Here is a 21,398-nt window from a genome sequence, read left to right as displayed (position 1 = left end):
GCGTCTTTCGAGAGACTAGGCGGATCTGGATGTGGGATCGGTGCGGCAGCGCACTGAACTCGCCGATAGCGCGTGCATTCCGCTCTGCCGATCAGCGACCAAGGCTAGTACGAGATCGCCGGAAATCTGCCTGGTGATTTGCAACCGCGAATGAGTCTCGTCGCGCCGTGAAATCGCTTGGTCAAGGCGCGGGATTCGCTGCGACGGCGCTGGCCATGGCGGACGCCCGCCCGGTATTCACTACGCCTGGCGAACTGTACAAACCCATATAAAAGCCGTCGATTTTCTGGAAATTGTAAAGCTCGTACCAGTCAACGCCGATGATGTCGTAAGTCTTGGCTTTGCTGGCGTACTTGGCAAAGCTCGACGCAACATACGAGTTATAGACGGAACCCGACACGTTCTTTTGCACGCCGATCTCGGTCAACATGATCGGGAGGTTGAACGCCGACTTGATCGCCGCCAGCGTGTTGACGCCTCCCGCGTCCTCTATGTCTCCAAAGTCGTGGTACCAGTGATAGTTGGTGATATCCCAGGTCGCCCTTGGGTGTCCGGACGAACCATCCGGTGCTTCGCCGTTCCACAAGCCCTTCAGCATGCCGTAATGCAGCCAGCCCACGCTTGGGCTGGTAATGAGGGTTTGCATGGTCGTATCTACAGCACGGAAGCCCGCATAGAAGCCTCGCACAGCACCGCGAAATGCGGCCCACTGACTGTTTGAAGCCGACCAGTCGGTGACGTTTTGACCGCTGTATCGGGGCCCCTTGGTGAAGTACATGTTCTCCGGTTCGTTCATCAGCTCGATCACCGCCACCTTGCCGGCGAGTTGACCGGCGACAGTCCGACCGTAAGCGTAGAACTGGTTGTACGCGGTGGTCTCATCGGTAGTCGTGGGGAAGACATTGAAGACCGGCTGGATTTTGACAGGCGCAAACGAACTCACCAGACTGGCCATTTTCGCCGTATCGGCGATGCTGTAGCAGTCCTGGCGGATCGACGTGATGCCCATAGCCCGCATATCGGCAACCTGTTGTGCGATGTTCGTCGCGTAGACGCCCCCTTGAACATAATGCCCGTTGACCCCGTAGAACGGGACGCGCACCGTTGTGCTGACCGGTGGCCGCTTCGGATCATCACGGTTGCGGGTGCTCTCGAAGTGCGCCGTCACGGTAGCGCCGACTGTCACAAGCAAGACGATCAGCACCATAAGTCGAAGTTTCAACACTTAGCTCCAAACAGGTGACGATGGTTGAGTCGCAGCGTGGGGAAGTTTGCCGGATAAGCATGCATGCGTCCGTTCGTTCGCGATCGATGTACACCATGACGACGAATCGTCGGACAGAACAAATCGGGAATCGCTCAGGCCGCGCAAGTTGAACGAATTCAGGCCCGCGACCGAAAGCTTGCGCGGGCCTTGTCGTTAGGAGATTGCAGTCAGGCCGCAGCAATGCTGCGATCGACGCGAGCCTCAACCGGCAGTGCCGCGTAAGCGGTGGCCAGATGATAGGGCGTAGTCGACGGCATGTCGGCGCGCGATACGTCGCCCGCGGCGGTCTTGCATTCGAACCAACCGTGCCCATGCAGAAACCGCTGGCGGAAGCGCTCGATCTGCCGCGGCAGCACGGCGCGCGCCGCGTCATCGTCGCGGGTGGCGAGTGCGCGCAGATATTCGCTTTGCGCCCAGATCCGCTGCGTGGCGTCCTTCATCCGGCCGGCTTCGTCGAGCGACGCGCACACGCCGCCCGTGATCGGATCCACGCCATGTTGCTGCGCAAATTCAAATGCGCGCGTGAGCGCGTCGTCGAGTCCGGATCCGTCGAGCAACTCGCCCGCTTGCCTGATCAGCCAGAACCATTCGAACTGATGGCCGGGCTCCAGACGGTTGTCGTCGACTCCCAACGGCAGTTCCGCGATGCAACCGGTCGGCGCATGCACGAACGTGCGTTCGATGGCGTCGGCCAGCTTACGCAACGCGGAATCGAATGCACTGTCATGGGTTACGTCGCGTGCGGCGAGCCAGGCTTCGGTGAGATGCATCAACGGGTTTTGCAGCGGCGTGCCGGTCACCGTCGAAAAATCCGCGTCGAGCGCTGCATTGAACAATCCGTGTTGCGCGGCGAAACGCGTTTCGATTAGCGCCGAGGTGCTGTGGACGAGGTCGAGTGCGTCGCGATTGTCGAACCTAGCGGCATATTCAGCGCAGGCGAAGACCAGGAACGCGTGCGTATAGAGATCCTTCGTCGTATCGAGTGGCGTACCTTGCGCATCGACGCTGTAGAACCAGCCGCCGCGCTGTTTGTCCTGGAAGTAGTACAACAGGGATTCGAACAGCACATGGGCGTGAGCTGCTTCGCCGGCCTGCGAGAAGACGAACAACTGCCGCGCGCATGCCATCGCGCGATAGCGTTCAACCGGCATTGGAAGGTGGCCCACGTCAGCGCTAACGGCCTCGTAGGGCAGATGCATTGCGCCATTGAAGCCCGGCCCGCGCCAGACCGGCAGGACGACGCGTGCGAAGTGATCTCGTAGGGTGGCGGCAAGGGCGATCGTGGAGGCGGGCGTATTCATGCTGCGAATCTCCTTCGGGATGGGCGTAGAAAGCTTGTCGCATTGCACCTGAACTGCGCACTCGAAGATTCGCGCATACGAGCTTGCGCCCTACGCACGCTGCTGCGATCCGCGTTAAACGCGCGATGGCGCGGATTGCGCGGATTGCGCATGAACCGGGCGAGCCACTCCACCCGCGAGTTCACGCTCCAGAACATCGAGCAATTGATGTGCGGACCGCTCCCACCGGAAACCACGAGCATGCTCCCGTCCGCGTTCACGCCACGTTTCGCGCACCGCGGCGTCCTCCATCATCTGCGTCACCTTGTCGACGATGTCGTCGACCGAATGCGCGTCGCAGTACAGCGCGGCATCGCCGCATACCTCAGGAAGGGAAGCTTCACGCGACACGATGACCGGGCATCCACAAGACATCGCTTCAAGCGGCGGCAGCCCGAAGCCCTCATACAATGAAGGAAACAGAAAGCAGGCTGCATTCTCATACAGCGCTCTCAATTCACCGTCCGAGACGAAGCCTGCGGGGATGATGTTTTTCGACAAGTCGTAACCCACTTTCGCCTGTGAGCTGAAGACCCGCAAATCGCATCCGCCGACGACAACAAACTTCAGGTCATGGCGATCGCTCAGGCGCTCCATCGCGGCAACGATTCGTGGAAGGTTCTTTCCTACCGAGAGATTTCCGACAGCGAGCACGTAAGCATCGTTCTGCAGACTCAACCGCGACAGAATCGCCGGGTCCGGTGCGATCTTTTCAAAGTGGTCCACACCATTCAGGACGACCGAGATGCGCGACCCGTCGATGCCAAGTCGCTCCATGATGCGTGTCTTCGAAAACTCCGACACCGTCACGATGTGGCTGGCGTTGCGTTTCAGCAGAGAAAACGCGACGCGATACCAGAGCCTGTACTTCCACGAATAATTTTCAGGCAGATCGTAGATCGCAACGTCATGCATCATCACGACCTGCCGGCGAGCGAACAAGGGGCCCATATTGCAAAGGCTGAGAAGCGTTCGGCCACCAAGCGCGAATGGCAGTGCCAGTTGTTCCCACAGCGAGCCCTTGAACCACCGGCCGATCATTTTTGTTTTCGGCAAGACAACGTCGGCTCGTGCGTTCGCAGGAACCAACACGGGCAGGTCGGTTTCCTCAGGAAACAGACGTTGGAACGCCATCGCCAGTTCATAGCCGACACGTTGCACGCCTGTTATGCGTTGAGATGCAAATTTGCCATTGATTGCAAACCCAGCAGAGGGACCCCGCCAGTGAGACTGTCGCGCCGAGCTGGCGTCGGCGGGCAACGCAGACTGAATGGGGGCATCTTCCCGGCGCACGTCAGACCGCTCCGCAAACTGCTTCATGAGATGTCGCTCCTGTATGCCAGTCGATGCGAGCATCGAAAAGGCGCTGTCAGCCAGCACAAACGTTTGCCGCTCGGCCTTTCATTTGAAATTGCCGCAACTGGACGTTCGGGGGAGAGAGAAGATGGGATGTCGGCGGTTTCGCTACGCCGCGAGGATGCAGGGCAAACTTCGTGAGCTTCACCGGCGAGACGATCTGAAACCTTGCAAGCCACGAAGAGCGTACCTGTAGAAGCCGATTCGACGACATGCACAATGTTCATAGGCATTTCGTACGGGTTACCTTGCGATGCACGGGGGTGCATGCTGTTCAATACGCCCCGCTGCCGTCGAAGACCACCTTGAATGTTCTCAGCAGAATGCTGATGTCGAGCAGCGTCGAACGTTCCTTCACGTACGAGACGTCCAGCGCGACTCTCGTTGCATAGTCAACGTTATTGCGTCCGCTGACTTGCCACAATCCTGTCACGCCGGGCCTGACCGACAGGTAGTAGTGAGCGTCAGGGCCATACCGTTCCAGTTCTTTCGTGACGATGGGGCGGGGGCCGACGAGACTCATGTCGCCCCGAAGAACATTCCAGAGTTGAGGCAGTTCATCAAGGCTCGTCTTGCGCAGAATCCGGCCGACGGTGGTGATGCGTACATCGTTCTTAAGCTTGAAATCGCGATTCCATTCCTCGCGCGCAGCGGCGTCGGTGGCGAGGAGTTCGGCGAGAACGACATCGGCCTTCGGCACCATGGAGCGGAATTTCAGGCAGCGAAACGATCGTCCGCCTCTTCCAACGCGCGGATGGCCAAAGAAAGCCGACCCGCCGTCGCTTAGCACGACGCAACCTATGACGAGAAAAATCGGCAGCAGCACAAGGAGCAACGCCGACGCGCCGAAAATGTCGAAAACACGCTTTGTGAAGTCGCCTTTTCTTGACGGGATGTCAGGGTCATTGGCCGCCGGCAATGCACGGCGAGGCACGGGACCCGCAGCGGCATCCGCCGATACGTCCGAAGCAAACGACTCCTCGGCGCGATTCAATTCCGAGGTGCTGTCCATATGTGAAGCTGAAAAGCCGCGGGCGCCCAATTCAGGATGATCGGCGTGCGAACGACTTTCGTAGCGGGTATCGAAAGGATTGACGTCCTTTGACACTGATTCCGATACCTTGCCGACTAAAGCCATTGCTGCCCCCGGTTCGAAGTTCGTTGACGAGTACATCAGTGTTTCGGCAGTGCAAGTCGTGCCGGTTGTTTCAATCGTTGAGGCAAAGCACGCCATCAGACGAATGCGGCGGACGACTCGAGATCGGACAGCAGGGATATAGCAATTAAATTGCTATAAAAAATACTGCAAATAATTAAGAAATCAGCTGAAGAAAAATGAATGAAAAACTGCTTCATGCGAAGCGGGGACGCGCGCTAGCAGCATGCGAAGCGTCGCATTCCCCGGCAACTTAAATCCTAATTATTTCAATAGAAAGTATAGCTTTGCAATTTGGCGTCCGTGTGCGGACAGGTCGTAAATTGCCGATGTCTTGGCCGACCCAGAAAGATATGCCGACCGGCGTCGCGATAAATCAGACGGCCACCGCTGGCACTACGAAAATGTTGATCGTTATGAATATCCCAATTGTCACGGCCGTAGCCGGATAGAACAGATAAACCTTTCATCCGGGAGGCCGCGGCTCACCCACTACGTATTGACCTACGGTGTCGATCAACGCGATAAATACGCGCTTGCTATGTGTTTGATCGAGTATGTGTAGACGTAGAGTATCTGTACGAATGTCGCTACTCCGTTCGGTACAGCACACAAAGCTCGGTTAGGGCACGCGTCAATCGCCGCGTCCATGTGTATGATGAAAGCGGCGCGCCGCGCAGACGCTGGCTCCAACAAGATGAGTGCCGATTGCCGTCGCCAGGCCTTGCGCGTTGTTTCCCAGAGTTCAGCCAGACGTGTAGCGAGAATTCCGTTGGCTTTAGTGTGCTGGTTAGCCCGCGATACGAGTGTTCGATCTCCCACGCAATATGCCAAATCTTTCATCTGGCTTGTGCAGTCGAGAGAGAAGGTTGAATGTGACCCGCACGGTTCGTGCCTCACGCAAGCAGGTGCGCCTCAGTGACTCGCCCCAAGGTACGCCGCCTTCACCGAGGGATCGTTGCGCAATTCCGTCGCGGGCCCATGCGCTGCAATTCTGCCGTTTTCCAGCACATAGCCATAATCGGCCACATTGAGCGCCGCAGCGGCGAACTGTTCGACCAGCAACATGGTGACGCCCTGACTCTTCAGATTGCCGATTATTCGAAACACCTCTTCGACCAGAATGGGCGCGAGTCCCATCGACGGTTCGTCGAGCAAGACCAGATCCGGGTTCATCATGATCGCGCGCGCCATCGCCAGCATCTGCTGCTCGCCGCCGGAGAGCGTGCCGGCCAGTTGATGGCGTCGTTCCTTGAGCCGCGGAAACATTTCGATCGCGCGCTCCAGATCGGCCTTCACGTCGCCGCGCGGCCGCGCCGAGGTCAGGCGCGGGAACGCGCCGAGTATCAGGTTGTCGGTCACGCTCATGGTCGCGAACACGCGCCTGCCTTCCGGCGAATGCGCGAGTCCTAGCCGCGCGATGCGATGTGAGTCCAGCGCGTCGATGCGCTTGGCGTCGGCGCCGACGCCCATCGTAATCTCACCGGCACTCGGCCGGATCATGCCGGAGATCGCGCGCATGGTCGTTGTTTTGCCCGCGCCGTTGGAGCCGATCAGCGTGACCACAGACGCCTTCGGCACATCGATCGAAATGCCGTGCAGCACTTTCACTTTGCCGTAGCCCGCATGCAGATTTCTGATCGATAACATGTCTGTTCCTGTAGGCGCGCTGGCTCGGTTCACGCCGCTTGACCGGCAGGCTGGCCGCCGAGATAGGCTTCGATGACTTTTTCGTTCGACTGAATATCGGCAGGCTTGCCCTCAGCGATCTTCTGCCCGAAGTCCAGCACCGAAACGCGGTCGCACACGCTCATCACCACGTCCATGTGATGCTCGATCAGCACGACGGTAATGCCGTGATCGCGCACTTTGCGAATGATCGCGACCAGTTCCTTGATATCCGGTGCGGTGAGCCCCGCAGCGGGTTCGTCGAGCAGCAGTAGTTGCGGATCGAGCGCGAGTGCCCGCGCGATTTCGAGTAGGCGCTGTTTGCCGTACGGCAGGTTGCGTGCTTCCTCGGCGGCGACATTGTCGAGGCCGACGAACCGCAGCATGCCGAACGCGCGCTCGCGGGCGGCGCGTTCCTCACGCCGATAACGCGACGACATCAGACCGACATCCGCCAGATTCGCGTTGAACGTGTGATGCAGGCCGACCAGCACATTCTCGAGTGCGGTCATCTCGCCGAACAACTGCACGTTCTGGAAAGTGCGCGCGATCCCGGACAGCGCGATCTGTGCGGAGGTCTTGCCCGCGAGCGACGCGCCGCGATACTCGAGCGTGCCCGCGGTCGGCACATAGATGCCGGTGAGCACATTCATCATCGTGCTTTTTCCGGATCCGTTCGGGCCGATCAGTCCGTGAATCGTGCCGCGCTGCACGGTCAGATCGACGTCGTTGAGCGCCTTCAGTCCGCTGAACTGCATCAGGATGCCGCGCAACTGCAGGATGTCTTCCGTGCCGCCCGCCTGCACCGCCTGAATCGCATCGCCACCGATCGTGGCCGGTTTCGTGGTGTCGACGGTAACCGTGCGGACGCGGCCATGCATCACGATCTTGCGCACAAAGCCGACCACGCCGTCCTGCAGGTAATACACCACCAGCAGAATCATCAGCCCGAAGATCGTCAGGCGCCAGTCGGCGAGCGTGTCGATCCGGTAGGAAAACGCGGCAAGACCTGCCGTGCCCAAAACCGGAATCGCGACCTTGCGCGGCGTGGACACCTTGCGCGCCAGCGCGACGCCCGCGCCGATCACGACGACTGCTGCCAGCACCGAGGCGACGGTGCGGAACATGTCGATATCGTCGAGCAGTTTGGGCAGGAGCACGATGATCGCCGAGCCGAGCAATGCGCCAGTGCGGGTTTTGCGGCCGCCCATGATGATCGCGAGCAGGAACAGAATGGTGAGTTCGAAGTTATAGGTATTCGGCGAGATGTACTGCTCGGAATACGAATAGAGACAGCCGGCCAGTCCTGCGAACCCGGCGCTGATCACGAACGCATAGACCTTGTAGCGGTACACCGAGACACCCATGCAGTCCGACGCGATCGGACTATCGCGCAGCGCTTCGAATGCGCGGCCCAGATGCGATCGGAGCACGCGGTGGACGACGATCAGCGAGGCGACCAGCAGCGCCGCGACGAGCCAGTAGTACTCGACTTCGTTCATCGGCCGGCCGCCGATCAAAGGCTTCGGGATTTTCACGCCCATCGGCCCGTTGGTCAGAAAATCCATCTCGTTGATGAGAATTTGCAGGATCGTGCCGAACGCCAGCGTCACCATCGCGAGGTAAGGACCGGACACGCGCAACGCCGGCAGCGCGAGAATCGCACCGAAGGCGGCGGTGATGAGAATCGCCAGCGGCGCGGTGACGATGAACGGCATGCCGAGCTTGAAGAACAACACGCCGGCCGTATAAGCGCCGACGCCGAACAGCCCGGCGTGCCCAAGCGACACCTGCCCGGTATAACCGACCACGATGTCGAGACCGAAGAGCAGGATCGCGTAGATCATGATCGTCTCGAGCAGGTGGATGTAGTACGGGTTGCCCGACAACACGGGAAACACCGCGAGCGCGATCAGCGCCAGTGCGGACGCAACGAGCTTCTTCGGATTCACGGCGGGCCTCACACTTTCTTGATCGACGTCTTGCCGAACAGGCCGGCAGGTTTCAACGCGAGCACGATCAGCAGCAGTACGAGCCCGGGCACGTCTTTGTAGCCGGTGGAAATGTAGAAGCCGGTCGTGGTCTCGGCGATGCCGAGAATCACGCCGCCCACCACGATGCCCAGCCCGCTCGACAGCCCGCCGATGATCGCCACAGCGAACGCCTTCAGTCCGAGCACGGCGCCCATCGTCGCGCCGGTGAGCGTGAGCGGCGCGATCAGCACGCCGGCAAAAGCCGCGGTCAGCGAAGACAACGCGTACGAAAACGTGATGACGAGGCCGGTATTGATGCCCATCAACGCCGCGGCGTCGCGGTCGTTCGCGGTGGCCACCACCGCCTTGCCGAAGATCGTCTTGCGGTTGAAGAACTCGACCGCCAGCATCATCACCAATGCGCCACCGACCACCAGCAACTCCATCGGCAGCACATTGGCGCCGAATACCTTTAGCGGTGCTTCCGGAAGCGGGGAGGGGAAGCGCAGATCGTCGCGGCCCCAGAGGTTCTCCGCGACGTTCTTGAAGATGATGCCGAGCGCGATCGTCGACATGATCCAGCCGAATTCCGATTTGATCTTGATCGCGGGCCGCACGCCAATCCGTTCGACGAACGCGCCCTGCAGCAGGCCGAACACGCAGACGAGCGGAATCATCAACCAGTAATTGACGCCGAGCGTGACGAGCGTGAGGCCGACCAACGCGCCGAGCATCAGCGCATCGCCCTGGCCGAAGTTGAGCGTGCCGGACGTGGCGAACGTCAGTTGATAGCCGAATGCGATCACGGCGTAGATCATGCCGAGCGCAATGCCGCTATAGATGAGCTGCAGAAGAATGGCCATCGTCGAGCGCCTTGGAGTTCACCGGATATGAAGCAAAGCCGCGCCCGCCGCGAGGCGGGTACGGCTTCGTAGCATGCCGCCGCGCTTACTTCACGCTCAGTTCGCCGCGCTCGCCTGCTTGCTGCGCAGCTGGCTGCCGCCTTTCTTGTCGGCTTCGTACGCGTAGACCACGCGACCGCCCTTGACCTCGCCGACCACCGGCACGTTCGGGCTGATCGCTTCGTGGTCGTCGTGCGTGAACGGTTTGTCGTAGACCATCACGACGCCTTCCACCTTGGTGTTGAGGCTTTCGAGCGCGGCGCGCACTTTCGGGCCGTCGGTCGAGCCGGCCTGGGTGATCGCGGCGGCCAGCAGATAGACCGAGTCGTAACCTTGCGCGGCGGACACCGGCGAGTCGATGCGGTTGTTCTTCGGCTTGAATTCCTTCAGGTACGCGTCGATAAAGGCTTTGCGTTTGGGCGTGTTGGCTTCCTGAATGAAGGTCTGCGGCATGCGCGCGCCTTCGCCGTTGGTGCTGGCGTTGTCGATATAGTTCGCCATCGACAGGGTCCAACTGCCGATCAGCGGCACTTTCCAGCCGAGCTTGGCCATGCCGTTGGCGATCTGCGCGAGTTCCGGTCCGATCCCGTATGTCAGCACCGCTTCCGCACCGGCCTCTTTGGCCTTGAGCAGTTGCGCGGTCATGTCGACGTCCTTGATATTGAATTTCTCGACGGCGACGGGTTTCACGCCTTTGGCGGCGAGTGCTTTTTCGAGGTCTTCGCGGCCGAGCTGACCGTAGTTGGTCGAGTCGGCGAGAATCGCGACCTTCTTGAAGCCGCGTTTGGTCACGGCTTCTTCGACGATCATCGGCGCCTGGATGCGGTCCGCGGCGGCGTTGCGGAACACGTAGTTATCCGGCTGATCGGTGAATTGCTTCGTCACGACGCTGCCCGTGGCGACGTTGTTGAAGACGGGAATCTTCGCTTCCTGGAAGAAGCGTTGAGAAGCAAGCGCGACGCCGGTGTTGATGTAGCCGACCACCGCGACGACTTTTTCCTTGTTGATCAGCTCTTGCGCGATCTGCACGCCGCGTTCGTTCTTCGCTTCGTCGTCGCGTTCCACCAGCACGATCTGGCGACCCAGCACGCCGCCGGCCTTATTGATCTCGGCGGTCGCGAGGCGCACGCCGTCGCGCATGCTCACGCCCATCGAAGACGAGCCACCGGTGAACGGTCCGTCGACGCCGATCTTGATCGGATCCGCCGCGTAGCTGACATTGGCGAGGGCACAAAGGGCGAGCGCACCCACAACGCTTTTCAAGCGAATTCCCATAGCTGTCTCCGTAGCATGTCTTTTCTTGCATGAAGCCTCGATGCGGGCTCATGCACGCCGATTCACGCGTTCTTAGGAAGCCTGACCGTCAATCGGTAAGTCAGTATAGAAATCGTAAAGTATTAGTAATATGCGGAATTACCCGTGTGGTGCAATCCCGCAGTCGACGGCGGCGGAACCCCTGCCTGGCGGCTCCTTCGTGCCGCCGTCGACTTTCAATCACCTCAGGCGAAACCTTGCGGATTCGTCGATTGCCAGCGCCAGTGATCCGCGCACATCCGCTCGATGCCGAACTGCGCGCGCCAGCCGATGATCTTCTCGGCCGCGGCCGGATCGGCGAAACACGAAGCGACGTCGCCGGGGCGGCGCGCCACGATTTCATACGGCACCGGCCGGCCGGCGGCCTTCTCGAATGCCTTGACCACGTCGATCACGCTATAGCCCTGGCCCGTGCCGAGGTTCACGACGAAACTGGCGTCGCGCTTGACCAGCGCGTCGAGCGCGGCCAGATGTCCGCGCGCCAGATCGACGACGTGGATATAGTCGCGCACGCCGGTGCCGTCAGGCGTCTCGTAGTCGCCGCCGAACACGCGCAGCTTCTCGAGCTTGCCCACCGCCACCTGCGCGACATACGGCATCAGGTTGTTCGGAATGCCGGCGGGATCTTCGCCGATCAGGCCGCTCTCGTGCGCGCCGACCGGATTGAAGTAACGCAGTGTGGCAATGCGCCACGACGGATCGGCCAGTTCCAGGTCGCGCAGCACCTGTTCGGCGATCAGCTTCGACTGGCCGTAGGGATTGGTCGCCGACAGCGGGAACGACTCGTCGATCGGCGAGCTCTTCGGCACGCCGTACACGGTCGCCGACGAGCTGAACACGAACTGCTTGACGTTACGGTCGCGCATCACGCCGAGCAAGGTCAGCAGGCTGCCGACGTTATTGCTGTAGTACTCGATCGGCTTGGCCACCGACTCGCCCACCGCCTTCAGCGCGGCAAAATGAATCGCGCCCGTGATCGGATGCGCGTCGAAAATACGGTTGAGCGCCGCTTCGTCGCGCGCATCGGCTTCGTAGAAGGTCACCGCCTTGCCCGTGATCTTTTCCACACGCCGCAGCGATTCGCGGTTGCTGTTCACGAGATTGTCGATTACCACGACGTCGTAACCGCCGTTCAGCAGTTCGACACAGGTGTGCGAGCCGATAAAACCCGCACCGCCTGTTACCAGAATCGTGCCCTTCGTGGTCATGCTGTTGCTCCGTTAAAGTAAAACGCCCGTCATTTTCTGCACCAGGTCCTTATACGTTTCGACGACCACCCGTTCGTCGAATTCTTCCGCGACTTTCTTTCGGCCGCGTTCGGCCATGGCCCGCCGCTCCGCGCCGCTCATCTCGAGCATGCGCGCCAGCGCGGCCGCAAGGCTTTCTGCATTGCGCACTTCGCACAGCAATCCGTTGACGCCGTCCGCCACCACCTCGCGGCAGCCGGGCACGTCGGTGGCGACGATCGGCCGGCCTATTGCCGAGGCTTCCATCAGCGTGCGCGGTACGCCTTCGCGATACGACGGCAGGACCACGCAATCCGCTTCGGCGATTAAAGGCCGCACGTCGTGCGCCTCGCCAAGATACTCGATGATGCCTTCCTGTTCCCACGCCGCCACTTCTTCGCGGGTGATCGCGCTGGGATTGTCGACGCCCACCGGGCCGAGCAATTGGAACCGTGCGTGCGGGTAACGTTCACGCAAACGCCGCGCGGCTTCGACGTATTCGCCCACGCCCTTGTCCCACAGCAGCCGCCCGATCAGCACGAAGCGGTAATCGCTTCGTTCGGGCAACGGCGTGAAGGCGAACTGCACGAGGTCGACGCCTTCGCCATGCAACAACCGCGCACGCTCAGGATGCACCAACAAATTCTGTTCGACAAACGCGGCTTGATCGTCGCGATTCAAAAACCATATTTCACGCGGGAAACGGAACGCGAAACGATACAGTTTCTTGGCCACCTGAGCGGCGCGGCTATGTTGGATGAACACATAGCCCAAGCCCGTTGTGACCGCAACCGACTGCACCCCCGCCAGCTTCGCGGCGATCGAGCCATAGATATTCGGCTTGATCGTGTAGTGAAACACCACGTGCGGGCGGATCGACCGGTAGTGCCGGTAGAGCGCGTACAGCGTGCGCAGGTCGTCGCGCGGACTGGTGCTTTTCGAGGCGACCGGCAAGTCGATGCAGCGGCAGCCCATCGCGGTGAGCAGTTCGAACGTGCGGTCGCGCGGCGCAACGATTGTCACATCGACGCCGCGTCCAACCAGCATACGGATCAGCCCTTGCCGATAGGTATAGATTGCCCAGGCGGTGTTACAGACGAGTGTAATGCGCAACGCGGGCGTCGACTTCAAGGCAGGCTTCATGCGGGAACGAGCTCGGCGGTGAATGGGGTGGTGAATGATCTAATGGCTCGCGCGCGGCGTGAGCAGGCTGCGTTTGATCCGCTGCAGTGCGCTGTAGGGCGTCACCAGATGCAGCAGATTTTTGGCGAGGCCCAGCCAATCGTACAGATTGGCGGCGTTGAAGTAGCGCAGTTGCAGCCGCAGCGTCGAACTCACCTGGCGGCGCCGTTTGGTCGCGCTGATGCCGCCTTCGTTCAGTTCGTAGTAGAGCCCGAGTTCCGGCAGGTTCGCGCAGTCGTAGCGCTCCATCAAACGCACGAAGAGATCGAGATCTTCGGCGGAGCGATACTCGGCGCGGTAGTTGCCGACCGCGCGCACGGCGTCGATGCGCAGCATCATCGAAGGATGCGCGAGGCATGAGCGGAAGAAGCGCAGGCGGCGGATCGCGTTCGGTTCGGCGGGCGGCGTCAGCATGAAGAGCGGCTTGCCCTCGCGCGTGACGACTTGCGTCCACATGCCGAGGCCGGCCACGCGTGGATGGAGTTCCATGAACACGCGTTGTTTGGCGAGCCGCTGCGGCACGCTGCGGTCGCCCGCGTCGATGCGCGCCGCATAGCGAAAGCCGCGCTGGGCAAGCGCATCGATGCCGGTTTGAAGCGCGCGTTCGATCCCGCCGTTGCGCGCCATGCGCAGCACTTCGATCTTCATATTGGCGATGGCCGGTGGGACGATCGGCGGCGTGCTGCCGTCGTCCACGATCAGCACGTGCACCGGCGCGCTTTCACTGAACGAGGCGAGCGTGAGGTCGACATCGGCCTGGCCGTTATAGGCGGGAATCAGCACCGCGACGTCGTCGAGGCTCATTTGCGCGGTGGCGGGTGAGTTCGTCATGGGCGCAATTTGAAACGAATGTAATAAAGATTAACCGACGCGGCCGCCAGATAGCCGGCCGCGAGACCGACAAGCGCGCCATATGCGCCAAGCCGCGGAATGGCCAGCAGATTGACTACGAACGCGACAGCCAGCGCCAGCAGCCATTTCGCGAGCAACACGAACTTGGCCTGATACTTCAGCACGATCAGATTGCCGATGGCCTCGATGCCGGCGGGTACCGACAACCACACGGCCCAGCGAAAGATCTCGATTGCGCCTTCGAACTGCGGCCCGAACACGCGGCGGATGATCAGCCCCGCGAGCAGATCCAGCACGATCGCGCCGCTCACCATCAGCGCGGCGGTCATGGCGGTGAGCCGCCACATGTTGCGGCGCAACTGGGCGGCCTCCTGCACGCGATACACGAAAGCGGGCGCAATGGTCTGCGCGAGCATCAACGCGAGCGTGATCCAGTTTTCGTTCAACTGCTGGGCGGCGGAATAGCGCCCGAGATCGGCGAAGGAAATCGTCCGTTCGAGCATCAGCCGGTCCAGTTTCAGGAACAGATACATACAGATCAGGCCGAGCCAGAACACCGTGCCGGCGCTCGCGAAATGCCTGAAAAGCGAGCGGTCGAGATGCCAGCCGAGCTTGCCACCATGCCGGCGCATGTAATAGATCAGCAGGACCGCGCCGATCGCCGCCGATTCGAGCGCCCACAGCCAGCCGAAGCGCGCGGGCGTGGCCGCCGCGCGCACCAGCAGATACACCAGAGCGGCCTTCAGCACCGCGGTGCTCATGCTGGTCAGCAACTGCGGCTTGCTGTAGGTCATGCTTTGCAGCCACGCGTTGATCACGCCGACGAACGGTTCGCGAAACAGCATGGTCACGGCGAGGCCGGCGAGCATGGCGCCGACCAGCGGCTCGAAGAAATGCAAGGCGATGCCGAGCCACGTCAGCAGCAAAGCCGCCACCGACACGGAAATGCGCAACGCGAAAGCGCTGCCCAGCACGGTGCCGAGCTGCGCCGGCGGCCGGTTGACGATGGTGGGCACCAGAATCTCCGCGCCGCACACCCAGGTAATGGGCGAGAGCACCAGCAGCAGCGTGTTCGCGTATTGCCATTTGCCGAACGTGTCCGGCCCGAAGTAGCGCGCCAGCATGCCGCTGATCACGATCGCCACGCCGATCTGCGTGAGCCGCTCCAGCCCGAGCCAGACGATATTCGTGAAGGCGCGCGTGACGTCCGGATTGGCGAAGCGTTTGAGCGTCAGCATCCGCTGGCCGCTCGCCGTTCCGTATGCGCCGAGCGTGCCGACGGCACCGCGAGCACGCGCGGCACGCGTGATCCGGGCGGCACAGTGCGCGCGTTTGCCCAACCTGCCGACTGTCGCGGCAACTTTACATTTGGAGGGCGTCTAAGCATTAGAATGGTGCTATAAGGCTGGTCCGAAAGGCGCAATTATAAGTTGGAACCGGATCGCTTCCGGCAAGGGCGCATCGCTGTGTTTTACCGATTCATCGGCGGTGCGCCGGTCAAATTTCTCCATTGCACGCAAGTGAGCCAACATGATCTCCAAATCTATTTTCAAGGCGTATGACATTCGCGGTGTAATCGGCAAGACGCTCGACGCCGATGCAGCGCGTTCGATCGGCCGCGCATTCGGTAGCGAAGTGCGGGCGCAAGGCGGCGACGCCGTCGTGGTCGCGCGTGACGGCCGCCTGTCGGGTCCCGAGCTGGTCCAGGCTTTGTCGGACGGTCTGCGTGAAGCCGGCGTCGACGTGGTCAACGTGGGCATGGTGCCCACACCGGTCGGCTATTTCGCGGCCAGCGTGCCGTTGCAACTCGACGGCGGCGAGCGTCGCGTCGATTCGTGCATCGTCGTGACGGGTAGTCATAATCCGCCGGACTACAACGGCTTCAAGATGGTCCTGCGCGGCGCGGCGATTTACGGCGAGCAGATTCTCGCGCTGCATCAGCGCATCGTCGACGAGAACTTCTCCGCGGGCAGCGGCACGTACACCGAATACGACATTGCCGACGCCTATCTCGAACGCATCACGAGCGACATCAAGCTCGCGCGTCCCATCAAGATCGTGGTCGATACCGGCAACGGCGTGGCCGGCGGCCTTGCGCCGAAGCTGTTCAAAAAGCTCGGCTGCGAACTGGTCGAACTGTTCACCGAGATCGACGGCAACTTCCCGAACCATCACCCGGACCCGGCTCACCCGGAAAACCTGCAGGACGTGATCCGCGCGCTGAAGGAAACGGACGCTGAAATCGGCTTCGCGTTCGACGGCGACGGCGACCGCCTGGGCGTGGTCACCAAAGACGGCGAGATCATTTATCCGGACCGTCAGCTCATGCTGTTCGCCGAAGAAGTGCTGTCGCGCAACAAGGGCGCGCAGATCATTTACGACGTGAAGTGCACGCGTAACCTCGCCAAGTGGGTGAAGGACAAGGGCGGCGAGCCGCTCATGTGGAAGACCGGCCACTCGCTCGTGAAGGCGAAGCTGCGTGAAACCGGCGCGCCGCTGGCCGGCGAAATGAGCGGCCACGTGTTCTTCAAGGACCGCTGGTACGGTTTCGACGATGGCCTGTACACGGGAGCGCGTCTGCTCGAAATTCTCACGCGTGTGGAAGACCCGAGCAAGCTGCTGAACTCGCTGCCGAACTCGAACTCCACACCGGAACTGCAGCTGAAGCTTGAGGAAGGCGAAAACTTCGAACTGATCGCACGCTTGCAGCAAAACGCGAAGTTCACCGGCGCGGACGACGTCGTGAAGATCGACGGTCTGCGCGTCGAGTATCCGGACGGCTTCGGTCTTGCGCGTTCATCGAACACCACGCCGGTCGTGGTGATGCGTTTCGAAGCCGATAACGATGCGGCGCTCAAGCGCATCCAGGAAGACTTCCGCCGCGTGATCATGGCGGAGAAGCCGGACGCGAAGCTGCCGTTCTAAACGCACGAGCGGCGCTGCGGTTCTTTTTGAACCGCGGTGGCCGTCGAACGCGGCGCGGGTTTCTCTGACCGCGCCGCGTTTTTTCATGCGGTTTACATGCAACGCGCTAGAATTGCCGTCCTCATGAGAAATGGCTGAGTGTTTCAGGTTTTCTCATGCCCCTTGGGGCTCTCTCAACGCATCTTCGGGCCGGATAGCCGGTTTTCCCACTCTTGAGCGTGCAAAAGATACTGATCGTGAGGGTGTCGTCGTTGGGCGACGTCGTTCACAACATGCCGGTGATCGCCGATATCCGACGCCGTCATCCCGAGGCCCAGATTGACTGGCTCGTCGAAGAAAGCTTCGTGGGGCTCGTGCAACTCGTGAGCGGCGTGCACCGGGCGATTCCCGTGTCGCTGCGGCGCTGGCGCAAGCGCATTCTGTCGGTCGACAACTGGCGCGAGATCGGCGCATTTCGCCGCGCGCTCGCCGCCGAACACTACGACCTCGTGATCGACTGCCAGGGGCTCATCAAGACCGCGTGGGTCGCGAGCATGGCGCGCGGCACGCTGGTCGGTCTCGCGAACCGCACCGACGGCGCGGGCTTCGAATGGCCGGTGCGCTTCTTCTACGACAACCGCGTGCCGATCGAACCGCGCACTCATGTGGTCGAGCGCACGCGCCAACTGGTGGCCGCGGCGCTGAACGACCCGCCGCCGCAGCCCACCGACGACATCGACTTCGGCATCGACACCGGGCGCGCCGCGCTGGCTTTGTCGGAGGCGAATCTGAACCTGCCGGTGCCGTACGTCGTGTTCGTGCACGCCACCTCGCGCGCCGACAAGCAGTGGCCCGACACCGCGTGGATCGAGCTAGGGCAGTCCTTGGTGCGGCGCGGTGCGTCGATCGTGCTGCCGTGGGGCAGCGAAGAGGAGCGCGCGACCAGCGAGCGTCTGGCGAAAGAGTTCGGCGCGGCCGCCATCGTGCCGCCCAAGCTCTCGTTGCCCGCGGTGGTCGGCCTGATCGAAGGCGCGGCCGCGACGGTGGGTGTCGACACAGGTCTGGTTCACATCGCCGCGGCGCTGAAGCGGCCGACGGTCGAGTTGTACAATTTCGCCACTGCGTGGCGCACTGGCGGCTACTGGTCGCCGAACGTCGTCAATCTCGGCACGGCCGGACAGCCGCCCACGCTGCAACAGGTGAAGTCGGCACTGGCGGGCTTCGGCCTGCTATGACCCGTCCGGGGCGCTTCGCCTTGCGCTCCAACCGTTTTCAAGGGCGACCATGAACGAAACCCAGATCATCGAAGTAGCGAACGCCGACTGGCACGGACGCAATCTGTCCGTGCCGCGCGAGACGCTGCTTGCCGGCGTCGAACGCGGCAAAGTGCTGTATTTCCCCAATCTGCGCTTCGCGATCGAAGGCGGCGAACAGGCGCTGCTCGACCCCGCGCTCGCCGATCCGAACCGCAAGAACATCAGCCTCGAACCTAATGGCGGCGCGTTGCACGGCGTGGCCGGCGACGCCGTCACGCAATCGGCAGTGCGCGCGTTGATCGCGCGTTATCAGACCAATGCGCGCACGCTGGTCGACGGACTCTTTCCCGAATACAACGGCAGATTGCGCGTGGCGCCGACCAGCCTGCGGCTGCATCAGGTGGAAACGCGCGAGACGTCATGGCGCAAAGACGATAGCCGTCTGCACGTGGACGCCTTTCCTTCGCGGCCGAACTACGGCGAGCGCATTCTGCGCGTGTTCACCAACGTCAATCCGCATGGTGCGCCGCGCGTGTGGCGCGTCGGCGAACCGTTCGAGGACATGGCCAAACGTTTCCTGCCGCGCATCAAGCCGCAGATGCCGGGCGCGGCGTGGCTGCTGAACCTGCTGCACGTGACCAAATCGCCGCGCAGCGAGTACGACCATTTGATGCTGCATCTGCACGACGGCATGAAGGCCGACCTCGACTATCAGAAGTCGAGCCCGCAGGAGACCATGCCGTTTCCGCCCGGCAGCGTCTGGGTGTGCTTCTCGGATCAGACCTCGCACGCGGTGATGTCCGGCCAGTTCATGCTGGAGCAGACCTTCTTCCTGCCGGTCAAGGCGATGGCGCAGCCGGAATGCGCGCCGCTCGGCATTCTCGAGCGCCTGAAGGGCAGGGCGCTGGTTTGAGCGCCGCGCCTGGCTATTCGCCGTTTTCGTTCGCCGTATTGGCTCGCTGCTTCCGTCGAGCGGAGGGCCGATGCTGAGGGCGATCTATCACGCGCTCTGGTGGATCATCGCGCCGCTGGCCGTGTTGCGCCTGTTGATCCGCTCGCGCAAGGAACGCGGCTACCGCGAGCATATCGGCGAGCGTTTCGGTTACTCGCGCGGCCGGCTGCCCGAAGACGATGCGCCGCTGATCTGGGTGCACGCGGTGTCGGTGGGCGAGACGCGCGCCGCGCAACCGCTGATCGATGCGCTGATGAAGGCGCGTCCCGACGCGCGCATTCTGCTGACGCATATGACTCCGAGCGGGCGCGCCACCGGCGAGCAGATTTTCGGCGACCGGGTTTTGCGCAGCTATCTGCCGTACGACATGCCGCACGCCGTGCAACGGTTTTTGCGGACATGGCGGCCGTCGCTCGGTCTGGTGATGGAAACCGAAGTGTGGCCGACGCTGATCGACGAGTGCCGTCGCGCGGACGTTCCGCTGGTGCTGACCAATGCGCGGATGTCGGCGCGCTCGTACAAGCGCGCGGCCAAGTTCGGCAATGCGACCAAGGACGTGTTCGGCGGCTTTGCGCGCGTGCTGGCGCAGAGTCCATCGGATGCCGAGCGGCTGACCGCGCTCGGCGCGCGCAACGTCGCCGTGCTCGGCAATCTGAAATTCGACATGAGCACGCCACCGGAGCTGGCGGCGCGCGGGCATGCGTGGCGCGCGGCGATCGGTTCGCGTCCGGTGTGGGTCGCGGCGAGCACGCGCGAGGGCGAAGAGGAACTGGTGCTGCAGGCGTACGCGGCGCTCGGCATTGACAACGCGCTGCTGATTCTGGTGCCGCGTCATCCGCAACGGTTCAATGAGGTGGCGGGGCTGGTCGAGAAGGCCGGGCTGCGGCTGGCGCGACGGTCGGTGTGGGCGCCGGATGCCAAGGTGGCGTCGGCGGCTTCGGCTGTGGGCGGTGGCGTGCCGGCTTTGCCTTCCAGTGTGAACGTGTTGTTGGGCGATTCGATGGGCGAGCTGGGCGCTTACTATGCCGCTTCGGATCTGGCGTTCATCGGCGGTAGTTTGTTGCCGTTGGGCGGGCAGAATCTGATCGAGGCGTGCGCGGTCGGTGTGCCTGTGTTGATCGGCCCGCATGTGTTCAACTTCACGCAGGCCACCGCGGATGCCGTTGCCGCGGGCGCCGCCGTGCAGGTTAACGATCCGGCCGATCTGGGGCGCGCGTTGCGTGAACTGTTTGGCGACAAGGCGCGCAGGCTGGCCATGGGCGGCGCGGCCTCGGCATTCGCCGCGCGCCATCGCGGCGCGACGGCGCGGACCGTGGATGTGTTGATGGCGTTGTTGCCGGAGGGGGAGTGAGGGAGGGGCGAAATGCGCAATGCTCGCCCGCCTGCCTCAAACCTTCAACAACCCCTTCTCCTCAATAAACTTCACCACCACATCCAACCCGTCGAGCGCCTTCAGATTGCACATCACGAAGGGCCGTTCGCCGCGCATCTTCTTCGCGTCCGACGCCATCACATCGAGATTCGCGCCGACCATCGGCGCGAGGTCCGTCTTGTTGATCACCAGCAGATCCGACTTCGTAATACCGGGCCCGCCCTTGCGCGGAATCTTCTCGCCGCCCGCCACATCGATCACGTAGATCGTCAAATCCGACAGTTCCGGACTGAACGTCGCCGCGAGGTTGTCGCCGCCCGATTCGATGAACACGATATCCGCATCGGGAAACCGCGTCAGCATGCGGTCGACGGCTTCGAGGTTGATCGAGGCGTCCTCGCGAATCGCCGTGTGCGGACAGCCGCCCGTCTCGACGCCCATGATCCGTTCGGCCGGCAACGCGCCCGCCACGGTCAACAGGCGCTGATCTTCCTTCGTATAGATGTCGTTGGTGATGGCGACGAGGTCGTACTGTTCGCGCATCGCCTTGCAGAGCATTTCGAGCAGCGTGGTCTTGCCCGAGCCGACCGGGCCGCCGACGCCCACGCGCAACGGCGGCAGTTTTTTCGTGCGAACGGACGAGTGGGCAGGCTGATGAGGTGCGTTCATGATGGTTCG

The 21,398-nt window shown here is 62.0% G+C and carries 17 protein-coding genes; 4 read left to right on the top strand and 13 right to left on the bottom strand.

The annotated features are described in order from the left end of the window. Positions 1–181: 181 nt before the first annotated feature. The 12 genes from PQR54_RS26450 to PQR54_RS26395 all read right to left on the bottom strand — a co-directional run bounded on the left by PQR54_RS26450 (position 182) and on the right by PQR54_RS26395 (position 15,474). On the bottom strand, positions 182–1,222 hold the full coding sequence (locus PQR54_RS26450; RefSeq protein ID WP_408250825.1) for a hypothetical protein: 1,041 nt from the start codon (positions 1,220–1,222) through the stop codon (positions 182–184). A 212-nt stretch (positions 1,223–1,434) separates the two neighbouring features. Further along, positions 1,435–2,568 carry an AGE family epimerase/isomerase gene (locus PQR54_RS26445; RefSeq protein ID WP_408250823.1) on the bottom strand — a complete coding sequence of 378 codons (1,134 nt, stop codon included), beginning with the start codon at positions 2,566–2,568 and terminating at the stop codon, positions 1,435–1,437. A 114-nt stretch (positions 2,569–2,682) separates the two neighbouring features. Continuing rightward, on the bottom strand, positions 2,683–3,927 hold the full coding sequence (locus tag PQR54_RS26440) for a glycosyltransferase family 4 protein (protein WP_408250821.1): 1,245 nt from the start codon (positions 3,925–3,927) through the stop codon (positions 2,683–2,685). Positions 3,928–4,237: 310 nt separating this feature from the next. Then, positions 4,238–5,101: a sugar transferase gene (locus tag PQR54_RS26435; RefSeq protein WP_408251036.1), complete on the bottom strand. Its 864-nt coding sequence runs from the start codon at positions 5,099–5,101 to the stop codon at positions 4,238–4,240. 933 nt (positions 5,102–6,034) lie between these two features. Further along, entirely contained in the window at positions 6,035–6,769 is a 735-nt protein-coding gene (locus tag PQR54_RS26430) for an ABC transporter ATP-binding protein (RefSeq protein ID WP_408250819.1), read from the bottom strand. Between the two features lie 29 nt (positions 6,770–6,798). Further along, positions 6,799–8,739, bottom strand: a complete 1,941-nt coding sequence (locus tag PQR54_RS26425; protein ID WP_408250817.1) for a branched-chain amino acid ABC transporter ATP-binding protein/permease — start codon at positions 8,737–8,739, stop codon at positions 6,799–6,801. A gap of 8 nt (positions 8,740–8,747) precedes the next feature. Then, the gene (locus PQR54_RS26420; RefSeq protein WP_168792830.1) at positions 8,748–9,623 is read right to left on the bottom strand and encodes a branched-chain amino acid ABC transporter permease; all 876 of its coding nucleotides are present in this window, start codon (positions 9,621–9,623) and stop codon (positions 8,748–8,750) included. A gap of 96 nt (positions 9,624–9,719) precedes the next feature. After that, positions 9,720–10,937, bottom strand: a complete 1,218-nt coding sequence (locus PQR54_RS26415; protein ID WP_408250814.1) for an ABC transporter substrate-binding protein — start codon at positions 10,935–10,937, stop codon at positions 9,720–9,722. A gap of 224 nt (positions 10,938–11,161) precedes the next feature. After that, on the bottom strand, positions 11,162–12,184 hold the full coding sequence (gene galE / locus PQR54_RS26410; protein WP_012431967.1) for a UDP-glucose 4-epimerase GalE: 1,023 nt from the start codon (positions 12,182–12,184) through the stop codon (positions 11,162–11,164). 12 nt (positions 12,185–12,196) lie between these two features. Further along, positions 12,197–13,345, bottom strand: coding sequence for a glycosyltransferase family 4 protein (locus PQR54_RS26405; protein WP_408250812.1), 1,149 nt, complete (start codon positions 13,343–13,345; stop codon positions 12,197–12,199). A 39-nt stretch (positions 13,346–13,384) separates the two neighbouring features. Continuing rightward, positions 13,385–14,215: a glycosyltransferase gene (locus tag PQR54_RS26400; RefSeq protein ID WP_408250810.1), complete on the bottom strand. Its 831-nt coding sequence runs from the start codon at positions 14,213–14,215 to the stop codon at positions 13,385–13,387. Beyond that, positions 14,212–15,474, bottom strand: coding sequence for an oligosaccharide flippase family protein (locus PQR54_RS26395; protein WP_408250808.1), 1,263 nt, complete (start codon positions 15,472–15,474; stop codon positions 14,212–14,214). Before PQR54_RS26395 ends, PQR54_RS26400 begins: the two co-directional genes overlap by 4 nt. Positions 15,475–15,766: 292 nt before the next feature. On the opposite strand from PQR54_RS26395, the gene PQR54_RS26390 reads away from it, so the two are divergent. The 4 genes from PQR54_RS26390 to waaA all read left to right on the top strand — a co-directional run bounded on the left by PQR54_RS26390 (position 15,767) and on the right by waaA (position 20,699). Further along, complete coding sequence (locus PQR54_RS26390) at positions 15,767–17,161, top strand: phosphomannomutase/phosphoglucomutase (RefSeq protein WP_134456952.1); 1,395 nt, start codon at positions 15,767–15,769, stop codon at positions 17,159–17,161. A gap of 212 nt (positions 17,162–17,373) precedes the next feature. Further along, positions 17,374–18,375 carry a lipopolysaccharide heptosyltransferase I gene (gene waaC, locus PQR54_RS26385; RefSeq protein WP_408250806.1) on the top strand — a complete coding sequence of 334 codons (1,002 nt, stop codon included), beginning with the start codon at positions 17,374–17,376 and terminating at the stop codon, positions 18,373–18,375. A 49-nt stretch (positions 18,376–18,424) separates the two neighbouring features. After that, a complete protein-coding gene (gene kdoO / locus PQR54_RS26380) occupies positions 18,425–19,309 on the top strand; it encodes a Kdo hydroxylase KdoO (RefSeq protein ID WP_106285876.1) in 885 nt (294 codons plus the stop codon). 70 nt (positions 19,310–19,379) lie between these two features. Beyond that, positions 19,380–20,699 carry a lipid IV(A) 3-deoxy-D-manno-octulosonic acid transferase gene (gene waaA / locus PQR54_RS26375; RefSeq protein ID WP_408250804.1) on the top strand — a complete coding sequence of 440 codons (1,320 nt, stop codon included), beginning with the start codon at positions 19,380–19,382 and terminating at the stop codon, positions 20,697–20,699. 36 nt (positions 20,700–20,735) lie between these two features. On the opposite strand, the gene ureG is transcribed toward waaA, so the two are convergent. Beyond that, positions 20,736–21,389 carry an urease accessory protein UreG gene (ureG, locus tag PQR54_RS26370; protein ID WP_408250802.1) on the bottom strand — a complete coding sequence of 218 codons (654 nt, stop codon included), beginning with the start codon at positions 21,387–21,389 and terminating at the stop codon, positions 20,736–20,738. Positions 21,390–21,398: the final 9 nt, after the last annotated feature.

It is taken from the genome of Paraburkholderia phytofirmans (assembly GCF_046028095.1).
In the GTDB taxonomy this organism is placed as follows: domain Bacteria; phylum Pseudomonadota; class Gammaproteobacteria; order Burkholderiales; family Burkholderiaceae; genus Paraburkholderia; species Paraburkholderia phytofirmans_A.
This window is presented reverse-complemented; position numbering and strand designations above follow the sequence as displayed.